Genomic DNA, 13,806 nt, shown 5'->3' with positions numbered 1-13,806 from the left:
AAATCACCACTCTATATCTGCTACTGGCGTTGGATTTATATTTTTATAATTTTCAATCACTTTTCCATCTTTAAGTTCTATAACCTGATCAGCCATAGGCTTTATAAGTGAATTATGAGTTATAATTATTACAGTAGCTCCCAGTTTTCTTGATGCATCTTGAAGAAGTTTTAAGATATGTTTGCCATTCTCATAATCTAGAGCTCCTGTTGGCTCATCACATAATAAAATCTTGGGATTTTTAGCCAAAGCTCTTGCAATAGCAACCCTTTGCTGCTCTCCACCTGATAGCTGTGAGGGAAAATTTTCTGCTCTATTACTTAGCCCTACATTTTCTAAAACCTCTGTAGAATCTAGAGGATTAGTAGATATTTCTGATGCAAGTTCTACGTTTTCTAGGGCAGTTAGATTTGGTATAAGGTTATAATGTTGGAAAACAAATCCAACATCATTGCGCCTATACGTCGTAAGATCATTTTCATCTAATTTGCTAAGATCTTTTTTATCAATTAAAACTTCTCCGCTGCTAGCTTGTTCCATGCCACCTAATATATTTAAAAGAGTAGTTTTTCCAGCACCCGAAGCACCTACTATTACTAATAATCTGCTGCGTTCTAAGTCAAAGCTTATATCATCATTGGCAACTATTCTAGAACTACCAGATTTATATTCTTTTGTTAAATTACTAATTTCTATATATGCCATTACTAACCTTTCTAAGCTATTGTTTTATAAAGATTATACCTACTAAAATATTTAAAATCATAGAAGATATTAGCTATTTCTCACTTTCAAAAAATTCTTTTCATCTAAAAACCAATCAAAGTTTATTACAAATCTTTGTGCGTATTTTGAAGTTTTTATTTTATTTATAGTAGAAATAACGCCATCTATATCTTAATCTTCGATAAGCTTAGTAAGGCTAATAGTTCGTTTTACATCAGAACAAATGTTTTCAATTGGTACTACTTTAGTTGTTCCTAAATTATTGGAATCACCCCCGCGTATGCGGGATAAACATAGGTGCTTCAAATATAAAAATACCCGGATCATTTATATCCAAAATTGTTTCTATAAATCTTTCTTGGTGTTTGTTTGGATAAAAACCAAATCTTTTATTAAAGCTTTCTTTATAATCAAAGTTATAATCTGCTTGCCAAAGCTCAGTTTTAAACCATTTTGTAAATCCTTCTTCAGCACGTTTTTCTAGATTACAGTCTATGCTATCATATATAGAAAATAGGGGAAAATATTTTGTATTACTTGCTATCCAATCTGCCATAATTAAAAGCCCAGTTAATATTACTTGACCAACTTGATTTATTTCTGGTAGATCACTAACACTTTTAAAGCCACTTGCTTGTAGGGCCCAGTCAAAAATATCTTTCTGCACTTGCTCCCACTTTTTATATATTGGATTTGTATTTTTTTCTTCTTGATAATAATTTGCTTCATAAGCAGCTTGATTTTTAATTATAGTGAATGTGTCAACAGGTTTCCCATGATGAGCACCTACAATTGCTCCTATATCTTCTTTTACACCATATTTATATAATAGATATTCACTTGCAAGGCTATGATGAGATTTATTTATTGAAGAAAGATGAGTATATGATATTTCAAAAAAATCTGCTTGTTCTAATTTTTCTTTTAAAATCATATCTAAATCATCTGAGTTTGCAAATCCTTTTTTTATTTGAAAGGCTGGAGTGGCTTTTCCTAAATCATGGCTAGCTCCTAAAAACATTACAAGATTTTTTGCAAGGAATTCATCTCCATTTTCTATAGAGTTTATAACTATATTTTTTTGTGAATCACTCAGCCAATGTTCCCACAACATTGCTGATACATTTTTACTATCAGAAAGATGAATATATAGGGGCATCCATTCAAAATTTCCATTAGTTTCTTGTTTTTTTGCCCACAAATTTTTATAAGATTCCATTTATATTCTCCTTAGCTCCATATAGCAAGTTTTTTATTTTTTGCACTTTTCTCGATTTCTTTTAATTCATATTGATATTTTGTATCTGGTTTGTATGTTTTTGCTCTTGCATAACCATCTCTCACTAGTATTCCATTAATCATTAGATTTTCTATTTCTTCATATGTGGGATTACCCGGATCTTGTGGTGGTTCTAACCAAATATATCTTAATAATCTATTATATTTGTCAGTTTCTGATACATCTTTTTCTAAGTATACTATTTTGTTTTCTAATAAATTTTTTGTAAATTCACTGGCTTCTTTTCCCCATGGATCGGATATATTTCTTATTGGATTATATTCTGGTGTATCCATTCCTATAAATCTAACTTTTTGGTTTTCATTCTTCATTCTAATTACTGCTGTATCTCCATCTACAACTCTTATTACTTTTCCTGTTTGGTAGTTAGGATCTACTTTAGCAAAAAAGTTATTGTTTGCTAGTACCGCAGTAAGTATTATGATAATGCCAATAATATTGGATATTTTATTATTTTTTCTTTTCATACTATTCTCCTTAATCTTATATATAGATTATAGCGAAAGTTTTGGTAAAATGTAAGCAAGAATGTTTTAGGAGGTTTTATGAAATATTCAGTAAAGGATACTAGTGCAAAGGCACATAATATTTATGAAAGTGATAATCAAGTAGTTACCCATCTAAATTTAAAAGCTGGTGAGAGTATCCCTAGTCATAATAGTGATATGTCAGTTGTTGTCGTTATATATGAAGGTGAAATTATTTTTACTGAAGAAAATAAAGATTATACAATAAAAGCTGGTGATATTATAACTCTAAAGCCAAATCTTAGTCATAGTCTAAAAGCTTTAGAAGATAGCAAGCTTATGGTTATAAAGTCAGATTTAAAATAAAACCAGAGGACATCTCCCCTGGTTTTTAGTTTTTATTTTTTAGATAGGATCTTAATATATTGTATAGTTTGGCTTGGTCCCTTACAGAAAGTGAATTAGTATCTACATTGTTTTCTATCATGTAGTTTTGACAAGCATTATAAAGATAATTTAAATCTTCGTAGCTAAAGTCACTAGTATCATAGCCCATTTCTTCTATGGCATTTGTAGCCATAGTGTAAAGATTTGCTTTTTCATCGTCACTAAGCTGATTAAAGTCATTATTTTTTACATATTCTATGCCAGTATCTATATCATTATTGTCTACATTTGCTGTTTGATTTTCAATATTGTTATTTTGAATATTATTTTCACTTATATTATTACTTGTATCTTGATCCAATCGATTTTCTATTTGCTGATCGTTGTTTTCAATGTTTTTAGGCTTGTTTTTTTCTCTATAATCTATAAATCCTATTATAAGAACAGCCGCTAAAATTACCGGTAATATTTTTTTCATATTAGCCTCCTGATTTTTATCTTTGGCTATTATACCTTTTTTATTATATTAAAAAATAAAATCGACCATATATATGAGCTGAACCCGTAAACACGGAATAACTTAATAATTTTTTAAAGCTCTATCAATTTTACGATCTGCTTCTCTTCTTTTAATTGTTTCTCGCTTATCATATTGCTTCTTACCCTTGGCTAGGGCCAGTTCTATTTTTACTAGTCCGTTTTTTTCGTATACACTAAGTGGGACTATGGTATAGCCATCTTTAGTTTTTTTGCCAATTAGGGTATCTATTTCTTTTTTGTGCAATAATAATTTACGGGTTCTAGTTGGATCTATTTTTTGATCATAAGCTTCTTTAAATGGTGTGACATGCATACCATAGATATACATTTGTCCGTTTCTATCACCTATAAAACTTTCTTTTATGCTTACTTTTCCTTGTTTAATACTTTTTACCTCACTGCCTTGTAATTCTATGCCTGCTTCATATTTTTTTTCTATGAAGTAATCATGAAAGGCTTTCTTGTTGTTGGCTAACTGTTTCATTTTCCTCCAATAAATCGAAGTCAATATTTCTACTATAAATATCGACATTTATTACTTTTATTCTCACTTCATCACCTATAGAATAAATCTTGTGATTGTCTGTATTTACTGCTTTTAGGCTTTCTTCTTGGTATTCAAATCTATCTGGTGAAAATTTGTACATAAATAATCCTTCTACAGTATTATCTAATTCTACAAATATACCAAAATCTGTCACAGAAGATATTGTACCAGTAAATTCTTCTCCTATAAACCTACGCATATATTTACATTTCATCAGATCTTCTACATCGCGTTCTGTATCTTCTGAGCGTCTTTCTGTCATTGATAGATGTTCACTAGATTTTTCTAAGCTATTTTCTAGGCTTACTTGATTTAGTTTATTCAACCTATTATCTATATATGTTTTTAATAGTCTGTGAACTATAAGGTCTGGATATCTACGAATAGGACTTGTAAAATGTGTATAGAATTCAGTGGATAAACCAAAGTGTATATCACGTTTTTTACTGTATTTTGCCTTTTGCATAGTACGTAGCATTAGTAAATTTACTACATTTGCTTCGCTTTCACCTTCTACTTCTTCTAAAATTCTTTGGAAATCTTTTGGATGTAGTTCATTTCCTCGGATATTGTAGCCCATAGTATTTAAAGCTTGTTTAAAACCATCTAGTTTATCTTTAGAAGGTTTTTCGTGGATACGATATATAAATGGAAAATCCATATATCCAAATAAAGTTGCTACTGTCTCATTGGCAGCAAGCATAAATTCTTCTATCATTTTATTTCCTGATCCACGCTCATGAACAGATATATTTAATACTTTTCCATCATCGGTAACATCTATTTGACTTTCTGTAAAATCAAAATCTATAGCTCCCCTATCTTCTCTTTTTGCTCGTAGAATTTTATGTAGATCATTGAATATTAATAATTTTTCTTTTAATATTTCATCCTCATAAACTGAGCTATCACTATCATCTATAAATTTATTTACATCGTCATAGACTAGCCTATGATTTGAATTTATAACTGATTTGTAAAAGTCATTGGCAATTATTTTACCTTTTTTATTAATAGTCATTTTTAAAGATACTGCAAGCCTATCTACGTTTGGATTCAGCGAGCAGATACCATTTGATAGCTCTTTTGGTAGCATGGGAATAACTACATTATATAAATAAGTTGAATTTCCCCTATCATAGGCATCATGGTCTATAGCTGTTCCTCTTTTTACATAATGAGAAACATCAGCTATGTGAACATATAAATCGTAATTTTCACCATTTTTATCAATTGATATAGCATCATCAAAGTCTTTTGAATCTCTGCCATCTATAGTAACTGTAAATAAATCTCTGAAGTCCGTACGGTTTTCTAGTTCATCTTCTTTTACTTCTTTATTTATATATAGGACTTCTTTTTTTGTTTCTTTAGAAAACTGATAAGGTATACCGTGTTGGGCTGCCAAGGAATAAATATCTACGTTTTTGTCATTTTTATGGCCAATAATGTCAATAATTCTTCCTTCTGGTTTGCCTTTTTTAGGATAATTAATTATCTCAGCAACTACCTTATCTTTATTTTTTGCTTTTTTAGAAAGTTTCTTATCTATATATATATCTTGACCAATTGACTTATTATCAGCTACGACAAATCCAAAACCTTTTGATTCTTGAAAAGTACCTACAACTTTTTTATTGGCTCTTTTGATGATTTCGACAACTCGTCCTTCAGCATTTTTTCCTTTTTCAGCAGCTTTTATTATTTCAATTTTTACCTTGTCTCCATCAAAGGCTTTATTTAGATTGTCTTTCGAAATAAAAACATCTTTAAAATCTTTATTATCTGAAATAAAAAAACCATAGCCAGCTTGGGCAAGGGAAATTTCACCTATTAACGACTTTTCTTCCTCACTTAGGGGCATAATTTTCTTTTTATGGGAGATGCGTAGTTTATTTTCTTTTTCAAGATTTTTTAGTTCTTCATAAACTACTTTTTTGGTGTACTTATCTACTTGCAAATATTTTTCTAGTTCTTTAATTGTCATCACTTCATAGTTTTCATCATTTACTATGTTTAAAATTAGTTCTTTTAGATTCATATCTTATCCTTTTCTATAAAAAAAGAGGCTAGATAGCTTAAAGTCTATCTGTAGCCCCTTACATAACTGCTAGCATTATGATACTTCCTAAGAAAAGTAATACTCCTCCAGCAATTACAACTTTATCTAACATTTCATTTTTAGTTCTATGAGCACTTCTACCAAATACGTTTGTTTCTTGGCCAGCTAGTGTTCCTAGTCCGTCAGTTTTTGGATCTTGCATAGTAACACCAACTACAATAATTAGCGATGCAAGCATTAATATAACTGCAAAGAAATTTTCCATCTAGACACCTCCGTTTTCATCACTCTATATGATACCACAGGAAGGGCCACAACGCAATTTTTGTTTATAGATTAAGCTAATATTATAATACCCAATATTTATATAAATAAAAAAGCAGGGAAATACTTCCCCACTTTTATTTATTATTAGTCATTAAATCTATCTTTTAGGTTGTAAAATGCACCTAATCCTTTAAATTCTGCACTTTCCCAAAGTTCATCTTCGATTCTTAATAATTGGTTGTATTTTGCAACACGGTCTGTTCTAGATGGTGCACCTGTTTTGATTTGTCCAGCATTTACTGCTACTACAAGATCTGCTATTGTAACATCTTCTGTTTCACCTGATCTATGAGAAACTACTGCTGTGTATCCTGCTTCTTTTGCCATTTGTATAGCATTTAGTGTTTCTGTTAATGAACCAATTTGATTTACTTTTACAAGGATAGAGTTTGCAACATTTTCTTTGATACCTTTTGAAAGTTTTTTGGTATTTGTTACAAATAGGTCATCACCTACAAGTTGAACTTTTCCACCAAGTCTTTCTGTAAGTTTTGCCCAACCTTCCCAGTCATTTTCATCTAGACCATCTTCGATTGAGATTATTGGATATTTTTCTACAAGACTTTCTAGCCAGTCAATCATTTCTTCTTCTGTATAAACTGTTCCTTCACCTTCTAGATGATATTTACCATCTTCTTTATTATAGAATTCTGAACTTGCACAGTCCATAGCTATAAATACATCTTTGCCTGGTTCATATCCTGCTTTTTTGATAGCTTCTACAATGATTTCTAGGGCTTCTTCATTTGATTTTAAGTTTGGAGCAAATCCACCTTCATCACCTACAGCTGTGTTATATCCTTTTTCTTTTAGAACTGATTTTAGGCTATGAAATACTTCTGTACCCATTTGTAGAGCATGTGAGAATGTATCTGCACCTAGTGGGAAAATCATAAATTCTTGGATGTCTACTGAGTTATCAGCATGTTCCCCACCGTTTAAGATATTCATCATTGGTGTTGGAAGTAGTTTTGCATTTGGTCCACCAAGGTAAGCATAAAGTGGAAGTCCAAGTTCATCTGCTGCTGCTTTTGCAACTGCTAGTGATACTCCAAGTATAGCATTTGCACCTAGATTTCCTTTATTTTCTGTACCATCTAGTTCAATCATTCTATTATCAATAGCTACTTGTTCTGTAACATCATAAACTAAAACTAATTCATCAGCAATTTTTTCATTTACATTTTCTACTGCTTTTAGAACTGATTTTCCTAGGAAATAATCTTTATCTCCATCACGAAGTTCTACTGCTTCCCATTCACCAGTTGATGCACCAGATGGTACTGATGCACGACCGTATCCACCTAGTTCTGTTTCTACTTCTACTTCTACTGTTGGATTTCCTCTTGAGTCAAGGATTTGTCTTGCATATACACTTGTAATTAAGCTCATTATTAATTCTCCTTATAAAATTTCCTATTTTCTATGATTTACTAGAGCAGCAAAATCTTCTGCCTTAAGGCTTGCTCCACCTACTAAAGCACCATCGATATTTTCTTTTGCCATTAATTCTTTTACATTTGCTGGTTTTACAGATCCACCGTATTGGATGCGAACTGCTTCTGATGCCTCCTTAGAATAAAGCTCTGCAACAAGATTTCTAATGAAAGCACACATTGCTTCTGCATCATCGCTAGATGCTGTTTTACCAGTACCTATTGCCCAGATTGGTTCGTAAGCAATAATTAATTTTTTAACGTCATCTTCACTTACATCTTTTAGAGCGGCTTCAATTTGAGCTTTTACTTTTTCTTCTTGTTTATCTGCTTCACGTTCTTCTAAAGATTCTCCGCAGCATAAAATAGGTGTAAGGTCATGGTCAAAAGCTGATAGAACTTTTTCATTAATTAATTTGTCATCTTCGCCAAATATATCACGACGTTCAGAGTGACCTAAGATTACATAATCAGCTTTGATGTCATTAAGCATTAGTGGTGAGATTTCTCCTGTAAATGCTCCAGATTCTTCAAAATACATATTTTGACCACCAAATTTAACAACACCATCATCTAAAATTTTAGATGCAGCACATAAATCTATTGCTGGAACACATACTCCAGCTTCAACTTCGCTATCTAGGTCAGACTTTTTTATAGCTTCTAGTAATTCTTTAGCTTCTGATACTGTTTTATTCATTTTCCAGTTTCCAACTATTACTGGTTTACGCATTATAACTCCTTATTTATCTTCTATTGCAGTAATTCCTGGTAGATCTTTGCCTTCTAAAAATTCTAGGCTTGCTCCACCACCGGTAGATACATGGGTAATTTTGTCTTTTAATCCTGACATTTCAATTGCAAGAGCAGAGTCTCCACCACCAACTATTGTTGTTGCATCAGCTTCAGCTAGTGCTTGTGCAATTTTTATAGTACCATTTGAAAATTCTTTAACTTCAAATACCCCCATAGGACCATTCCAAACAACTGTTTTAGCGTCTTTTATTTTATCTGCAAATTTTTCTGCAGATTTTGGTCCAATGTCTAAGGCTTCTTTATCAGTTGGTATATGATCTATGTCTACTATTTCTGTTTCTACACCTGATGCAATTTCATCAGCTATAACTACATCTTCTGGTAGTAATATTTCTACACCATTTTCTTTGGCACGATCTAAAAGTTCAAGTGATAGATCCATCTTATCTTCTTCTAATAATGATTTACCAATTTCTTTACCTTGAGCTTTTAGGAATGTATAAGCCATACCACCGCCTATAATAACAGTATCTACTTTTGTAATTAAGTTTTCAATTACTCCAATTTTATCAGATACTTTTGCTCCACCAAGGATTGATACAAATGGGTGTTCTGGATCTTCTAGGGCTTTACCCATAACATCTATTTCTTTTTCTATTAAAAATCCTACTGCTGATGGTAATATACTTGCCACACCAACATTTGAAGCATGGGCTCTGTGGCTTGTACCAAAGGCATCATTAACGTATAAATCAGCAAGCGATGCTAATTTTTTAGCAAATTCTTCATCATTCTTTGTTTCGCCTGCTACAAATCTAGTATTTTCTAAAAGAGCTACTTCTCCTTCTTTTAGATTTGCTACATCTTCTTTTACTTTTTCATCTACTACTTCTGGAGATGGAATAAAGTGGAATTTTTCACCATAGTGGTTTTCTAACCAATCTGCAACTGGTTTCAAAACAAATTCTGGGTTAGATTCTCCTTTTGGTCTTCCTAAATGGCTCATCAAAATAACTTTTGCATCATTTTCTAATAGATAGTCTATTGTAGGAAGGGCTGCTTTGATTCTAGTATCATCGGCAATTTCGCCTTTATTTTCTTTGGATAAAGGAACATTAAAGTCTACTCTAACTAAAACTTTTTTTCCTTTAACATCTAAGTCTTTTAATGTTTGTTTATTCATAATTACCTCAATAATAAAAGGGCTAGAGATAAATATCCCTGCCCTCTTCTATCTCTTAAAGTTTAGCTAAATAATCAAGTGTTCTAACTAGGTTAGATACGTATCCTGCTTCGTTATCATACCAAGCAACTGTTTTAACTAGTTGGTTATCTCCATTTTCTACAACTTTTGTTAGTTGTGAATCAAATACTGATCCAGCTGGATAGCCAATGATATCACTTGAAACAACGTCTTCAGTTTCGTATGCAAATGCATCGTTTGAGTATTTCTTCATTGCTTCATTTACTTCTTCTGCAGTTACTTTTTTATCAAGTACTGAGTAAAGTTCTGTGATTGATCCTGTGATAACTGGTACTCTTAAAGCTGTTCCATCGATTTTACCATCTACTTCTGGAAGTACTTTACCAACTGCTTTTGCAGCTCCTGTTGAAGCTGGAATTGTATTTTGTGCTGCTGCACGTCCGCCTCTTAAATCTTTTTTAGTAGCTGGTGTATCTTGGATAGCTTGTGTTGCTGTATAAGCATGGATTGTTGACATTTGACCTGTTACAAAGCCAAACTCTTTATTTAGCACGTTTACCATTGGAGCTAAGCAATTTGTTGTACAGCTTGCTGCTGATACTACTGTTTCAGATCCATCAAGTGTTTCGTGATTTACACCGTAAACGATAGTTTTCATGTCACCTTTACCTGGTGCTGAGATTAGAACTTTTTTAGCTCCTGCTTTTAAGTGAGCTTCTGCTTTTTCTTTTTCTGTAAAGAATCCTGTACATTCTAGAACAACGTCTACATCAAGATCTCCCCAAGGTAGGTCTTCTGGATTTCTTTCTGCGAAAATTTTAATTTCCTTGCCGTTTACTTTAAATCCTTCTTCAGTTTCTTCGAAATCTCCTTTAAATCTGCCTTGAGCTGTATCATATTTGAAAGCATAAGCAAGACCTTTTTTATCGATAAGGTCGTTGATTGCTACTACTTCAATATCATCTTGTACTTCAGCAATTCTTCTTAATGTTAAACGTCCGATTCTTCCGAATCCGTTTATAGCTACTCTAGTTGTCATTATTCCCTCCTAATATTCTTTCTAAAAGTCTATACAATAACATTTTACTTTACGATAGTATTCTGTCAAGAGTTTACCAGACTTGACCTTCTAAGTATCTGTTTGCTATAACTGCTGCTATACAGCCATCTCCTGCCGCATTAACCATTTGTCTTACAGATTTTTCACGGTTATCTCCTATAGCAAAAACTCCTTCGATATTTGTTTTCATATCGCTATCGGTAACTATATACCCATAATTCATTTCGACTTGATCTTTAAACATTTCTGTTTGTGGTATATAACCTACAAATATAAATACCCCAATTGGACTATTATCATCACTTTTTAATTCTTTTTTCTCACCTGTTTTTACATTCTCTACTATAAGAGAACTAGTTTCCTTATCCCCTTTTATTTCTGTTACTACAGAATCTAGTTCAAATTTTATTTTTTCATTTGCTTTTGCCTTATCAACTACAAGTTGACTTGCTCTAAACTCATCACGTCTATGGATAATTGTTACAGACTTGCCAAATTTGGTTAGATAAATTGCTTCTTCTAATGCACTATCTCCACCACCTACTACAAATATATCTAGACCACTATAAAATGGTCCATCACAGGTTGCACAATAAGAAACTCCCATATTTAAAAATTCTTTTTCACCTGGTACTTCTAGTTTCCTGTGGGATGCACCGGTTGATATAATTATGACTTTAGCTTCTAATGTTTTGCCATCTTCTGTATGAACTTTTTTAACCTTACCTTTTAATTCAACACTAGTTACTTCTGTAGTTAAAAATTCACAATATTCTTTGGCTTGCTCATACATCCTATCTGATAGACCCATGCCTGTTGCATCTTCTATAGATCCTGGATAATTGTCTACAAAAGCAGTTGTTGCTATTTGTCCACCTGGTATATTTTTTTCAATTATAAGTGTTTTTAATTTTGATCTTCCTGCGTAAAGTCCTGCTGTTAATCCTGCAGGACCTGCTCCTAAAATAATAATATCGTACATTTATTTTCTCCTAAAATTTAAAATCATTTTGCCTTAAAGCTTCATATAAAACTATATTTACTGAATTGGCAAGATTGAGTGACCTATCAATTTTCTTTGTCATTGGAATTGTGATTATTTTTTCTTTATATTTTTCCAAAATTGCTTGATCTATACCTTCTTTTTCCCTACCAAATATCAAAAAATCTCCATCTTTAAAGTCTACATCCGAATACTTGGTAGCTGCTCCTGTTTCCACAAGGTAGAAATTTTTATCATCCAAAAATTCTACAAATTCATCCATACTATCATGGATAGTCAAATTTACCTTATCCCAATAATCAATACCCGATTTTTTCAATGCCTTATTTGAAAAATCAAATTTAAAAGGTCTTACTAAATGTAAATGAGATTCGGTTAGTACACATGTTCTGCCAATATTGCCTACATTGCCCGGATATTCTGGGGCTATTAACACTACATTAAACACTTGGATTTTCCTTATTATAATTTAAAATTATTTCTGCTGCTTCTTTGATACCACTAGAATTGTTATCAGCTACTACATAATCTGCTACTTCTTTTACTTTTTCATTTCCATTGCCCATGGCAAAGCCTATTTTAGATTCTTTTACCATAGGTAAATCATTATAAGAATCACCAATTGCTGCAATTTCATCTTTTTTTATTCCAAGCTGGTCTGATAAGTATTTTACAGCTTCCCATTTATTTACATGTTGCTCCATTATTTCAATTGCTCCTGGTCCTGATGATGTCACATAAAGTTTATCATCAAAAGCTTCTTTTATAATTTTTACAGCTTTTTCTTCTCCATAAGGATGACTTTTTAAACAACCTATTAATATTTTATAGGCTGGTTTTTCTTTTTGTTTTAAATCCTCATATGGATCTTCTGTTATTGAAATATTGCATTGGTAGTTTAATCCATCATCTGTATCAATTTTTAAATGCTTTAGCCTTTCGTCATCAAGTCTATTTGAATAAAAAGTATCTTCATCATAAAAATGATAGATAAATTTATGTTTTTGGCAAAATTCTACTAGATCCTTTATATGACTATCTTCTAATGGATATTCGTATAATTTCTTTTGACTATTAAGCATAAGCAAGGCTCCATTAGCAGCTATCATTGGATTATCAATATTTAAATCCTTACTCTGATATTTTATTGAAGACATTACTCTGCCACTTGTCAAAACAGTTTTTATTCCTTTTTCATTTAATTGTTGTATAGCTTCTTTTGCTGATGGATTTATCTTACTATCAGAATTTAAAAGAGTACCATCCATATCTATTGCAAAAAGTTTAATCATTCTTACTCCTATTATATAAACACAATTTATTTAATTCGCATTCTTCACATAAGGGATTTCTCGCCTTGCAGATAGCTCTACCGTGAGTTATCAATCTTTTGTGAGTTATATTCCAATCTTTTTTCGGAACATTTTCTGTAAGTTGGTCTTCTGTCTGCTCTACATTTTTGCCATCAGCTAGCCCTATCCTATTTGATACTCTAAATACATGAGTATCTACTGCAAAAGCTGGGATGTCAAAGGCATTTGCCAAAACTACATTGGCAGTTTTATTACCTACTCCAGGAAGTTTTATTAGTTCTGATTTTTTATTTGGAACTTCTCCATGATAATCTTGAACTAATATCTTACTTGTTTCTTTTATATTTTTTGCTTTATTTTTGTATATGCCTATAGATTTTATCCAATTTTCTAGTTCATTTATATCCATATTTGCAAAATCTTTAGGAGTATTGGCTACTTTAAAAAGTTTACTTGTAACCGCATTTACTCTTTTATCGGTACTTTGAGCTGATAGCATAGTTGCTATTAATGCTTCAAAAGGGGTTTCAAAATGCAAAAGATTTTTGTCTGGATCTTCGTACATATTAGCTAATATATCTAAGACTTCGTTTATTTCTTTTTTATTTAAAATATTATCACCTTCACCTTTAATATGATTATACTGTTTTTTTCTCTTTTTATTTATGATAATTGTTT

16 protein-coding genes are annotated in these 13,806 nt (G+C 31.7%); 1 reads left to right on the top strand and 15 read right to left on the bottom strand.

From position 1 onward, the window contains the following. Nucleotides 1-3 precede the first annotated feature (3 nt). From DY249_RS02415 to DY249_RS02405, 3 genes are all read right to left on the bottom strand, one after another. A complete protein-coding gene (locus DY249_RS02415; RefSeq protein ID WP_101539963.1) occupies nucleotides 4-705 on the bottom strand; it encodes an ABC transporter ATP-binding protein in 702 nt (233 codons plus the stop codon). Between the two features lie 289 nt (nucleotides 706-994). Further along, on the bottom strand, nucleotides 995-1,945 hold the full coding sequence (locus DY249_RS02410; protein WP_115595061.1) for a CRISPR-associated endonuclease Cas3'': 951 nt from the start codon (nucleotides 1,943-1,945) through the stop codon (nucleotides 995-997). 11 nt (nucleotides 1,946-1,956) lie between these two features. After that, on the bottom strand, nucleotides 1,957-2,493 hold the full coding sequence (locus DY249_RS02405; RefSeq protein WP_115595060.1) for a thermonuclease family protein: 537 nt from the start codon (nucleotides 2,491-2,493) through the stop codon (nucleotides 1,957-1,959). A gap of 78 nt (nucleotides 2,494-2,571) precedes the next feature. Here DY249_RS02405 and DY249_RS02400 point away from each other — a divergent pair, with 78 nt between their 5' ends. Beyond that, complete coding sequence (locus DY249_RS02400) at nucleotides 2,572-2,859, top strand: cupin domain-containing protein (protein ID WP_115595059.1); 288 nt, start codon at nucleotides 2,572-2,574, stop codon at nucleotides 2,857-2,859. A 25-nt stretch (nucleotides 2,860-2,884) separates the two neighbouring features. Here the strand turns inward: DY249_RS02400 and DY249_RS02395 are convergent, their stop codons facing one another. The 12 genes from DY249_RS02395 to nth form a co-directional block, all read right to left on the bottom strand. Next, a complete protein-coding gene (locus DY249_RS02395) occupies nucleotides 2,885-3,358 on the bottom strand; it encodes a hypothetical protein (RefSeq protein ID WP_115595058.1) in 474 nt (157 codons plus the stop codon). Between the two features lie 102 nt (nucleotides 3,359-3,460). Next, nucleotides 3,461-3,904 carry an SsrA-binding protein SmpB gene (smpB, locus tag DY249_RS02390; RefSeq protein ID WP_115595057.1) on the bottom strand — a complete coding sequence of 148 codons (444 nt, stop codon included), beginning with the start codon at nucleotides 3,902-3,904 and terminating at the stop codon, nucleotides 3,461-3,463. Continuing rightward, nucleotides 3,867-6,008 (bottom strand): ribonuclease R, encoded by a 2,142-nt coding sequence (gene rnr / locus DY249_RS02385; RefSeq protein ID WP_115595056.1) that lies wholly within the window; start codon nucleotides 6,006-6,008, stop codon nucleotides 3,867-3,869. Before rnr ends, smpB begins: the two co-directional genes overlap by 38 nt. Before the next feature lie 58 nt (nucleotides 6,009-6,066). Then, nucleotides 6,067-6,294: a preprotein translocase subunit SecG gene (secG, locus tag DY249_RS02380; protein ID WP_101539949.1), complete on the bottom strand. Its 228-nt coding sequence runs from the start codon at nucleotides 6,292-6,294 to the stop codon at nucleotides 6,067-6,069. A gap of 146 nt (nucleotides 6,295-6,440) precedes the next feature. Further along, on the bottom strand, nucleotides 6,441-7,748 hold the full coding sequence (gene eno, locus DY249_RS02375) for a phosphopyruvate hydratase (RefSeq protein ID WP_101539948.1): 1,308 nt from the start codon (nucleotides 7,746-7,748) through the stop codon (nucleotides 6,441-6,443). Nucleotides 7,749-7,772: 24 nt separating this feature from the next. Next, nucleotides 7,773-8,525: a triose-phosphate isomerase gene (gene tpiA / locus DY249_RS02370; protein WP_115595055.1), complete on the bottom strand. Its 753-nt coding sequence runs from the start codon at nucleotides 8,523-8,525 to the stop codon at nucleotides 7,773-7,775. Nucleotides 8,526-8,534: 9 nt separating this feature from the next. Next, entirely contained in the window at nucleotides 8,535-9,731 is a 1,197-nt protein-coding gene (locus tag DY249_RS02365) for a phosphoglycerate kinase (RefSeq protein ID WP_115595054.1), read from the bottom strand. 55 nt (nucleotides 9,732-9,786) lie between these two features. Beyond that, nucleotides 9,787-10,791: a type I glyceraldehyde-3-phosphate dehydrogenase gene (gene gap, locus DY249_RS02360; protein WP_101539945.1), complete on the bottom strand. Its 1,005-nt coding sequence runs from the start codon at nucleotides 10,789-10,791 to the stop codon at nucleotides 9,787-9,789. A 73-nt stretch (nucleotides 10,792-10,864) separates the two neighbouring features. Further along, a complete protein-coding gene (gene trxB / locus DY249_RS02355; RefSeq protein ID WP_101539944.1) occupies nucleotides 10,865-11,794 on the bottom strand; it encodes a thioredoxin-disulfide reductase in 930 nt (309 codons plus the stop codon). A gap of 10 nt (nucleotides 11,795-11,804) precedes the next feature. Next, nucleotides 11,805-12,263, bottom strand: coding sequence for a tRNA (cytidine(34)-2'-O)-methyltransferase (locus DY249_RS02350; RefSeq protein WP_115595053.1), 459 nt, complete (start codon nucleotides 12,261-12,263; stop codon nucleotides 11,805-11,807). Beyond that, complete coding sequence (locus tag DY249_RS02345; protein WP_101539942.1) at nucleotides 12,256-13,107, bottom strand: Cof-type HAD-IIB family hydrolase; 852 nt, start codon at nucleotides 13,105-13,107, stop codon at nucleotides 12,256-12,258. The genes DY249_RS02350 and DY249_RS02345 overlap by 8 nt, the downstream gene beginning before the upstream one ends. Next, a complete protein-coding gene (nth, locus tag DY249_RS02340) occupies nucleotides 13,100-13,741 on the bottom strand; it encodes an endonuclease III (protein WP_281269047.1) in 642 nt (213 codons plus the stop codon). The genes DY249_RS02345 and nth overlap by 8 nt, the downstream gene beginning before the upstream one ends. Nucleotides 13,742-13,806 lie beyond the last annotated feature (65 nt).

Source organism: Anaerococcus octavius (assembly GCF_900445265.1).
In the GTDB taxonomy this organism is placed as follows: domain Bacteria; phylum Bacillota; class Clostridia; order Tissierellales; family Peptoniphilaceae; genus Anaerococcus; species Anaerococcus octavius.
Note: the sequence above shows the minus strand (reverse complement) of the source record. Positions and strands in the feature narration are given on the sequence as shown.

Excerpts from the sequence above, each read along its gene's own strand:
- DY249_RS02415 (WP_101539963.1), bottom strand. The coding sequence starts at position 705 with ATGGCATATATAGAAATTAGTAATTTAACAAAAGAATATAAATCTGGT.
- DY249_RS02410 (WP_115595061.1), bottom strand. The coding sequence starts at position 1,945 with ATGGAATCTTATAAAAATTTGTGGGCAAAAAAACAAGAAACTAATGGA.
- DY249_RS02405 (WP_115595060.1), bottom strand. The coding sequence starts at position 2,493 with ATGAAAAGAAAAAATAATAAAATATCCAATATTATTGGCATTATCATA.
- DY249_RS02400 (WP_115595059.1), top strand. The coding sequence starts at position 2,572 with ATGAAATATTCAGTAAAGGATACTAGTGCAAAGGCACATAATATTTAT.
- DY249_RS02395 (WP_115595058.1), bottom strand. The coding sequence starts at position 3,358 with ATGAAAAAAATATTACCGGTAATTTTAGCGGCTGTTCTTATAATAGGA.
- smpB (WP_115595057.1), bottom strand. The coding sequence starts at position 3,904 with ATGAAACAGTTAGCCAACAACAAGAAAGCCTTTCATGATTACTTCATA.
- rnr (WP_115595056.1), bottom strand. The coding sequence starts at position 6,008 with ATGAATCTAAAAGAACTAATTTTAAACATAGTAAATGATGAAAACTAT.
- secG (WP_101539949.1), bottom strand. The coding sequence starts at position 6,294 with ATGGAAAATTTCTTTGCAGTTATATTAATGCTTGCATCGCTAATTATT.
- eno (WP_101539948.1), bottom strand. The coding sequence starts at position 7,748 with ATGAGCTTAATTACAAGTGTATATGCAAGACAAATCCTTGACTCAAGA.
- tpiA (WP_115595055.1), bottom strand. The coding sequence starts at position 8,525 with ATGCGTAAACCAGTAATAGTTGGAAACTGGAAAATGAATAAAACAGTA.
- DY249_RS02365 (WP_115595054.1), bottom strand. The coding sequence starts at position 9,731 with ATGAATAAACAAACATTAAAAGACTTAGATGTTAAAGGAAAAAAAGTT.
- gap (WP_101539945.1), bottom strand. The coding sequence starts at position 10,791 with ATGACAACTAGAGTAGCTATAAACGGATTCGGAAGAATCGGACGTTTA.
- trxB (WP_101539944.1), bottom strand. The coding sequence starts at position 11,794 with ATGTACGATATTATTATTTTAGGAGCAGGTCCTGCAGGATTAACAGCA.
- DY249_RS02345 (WP_101539942.1), bottom strand. The coding sequence starts at position 13,107 with ATGATTAAACTTTTTGCAATAGATATGGATGGTACTCTTTTAAATTCT.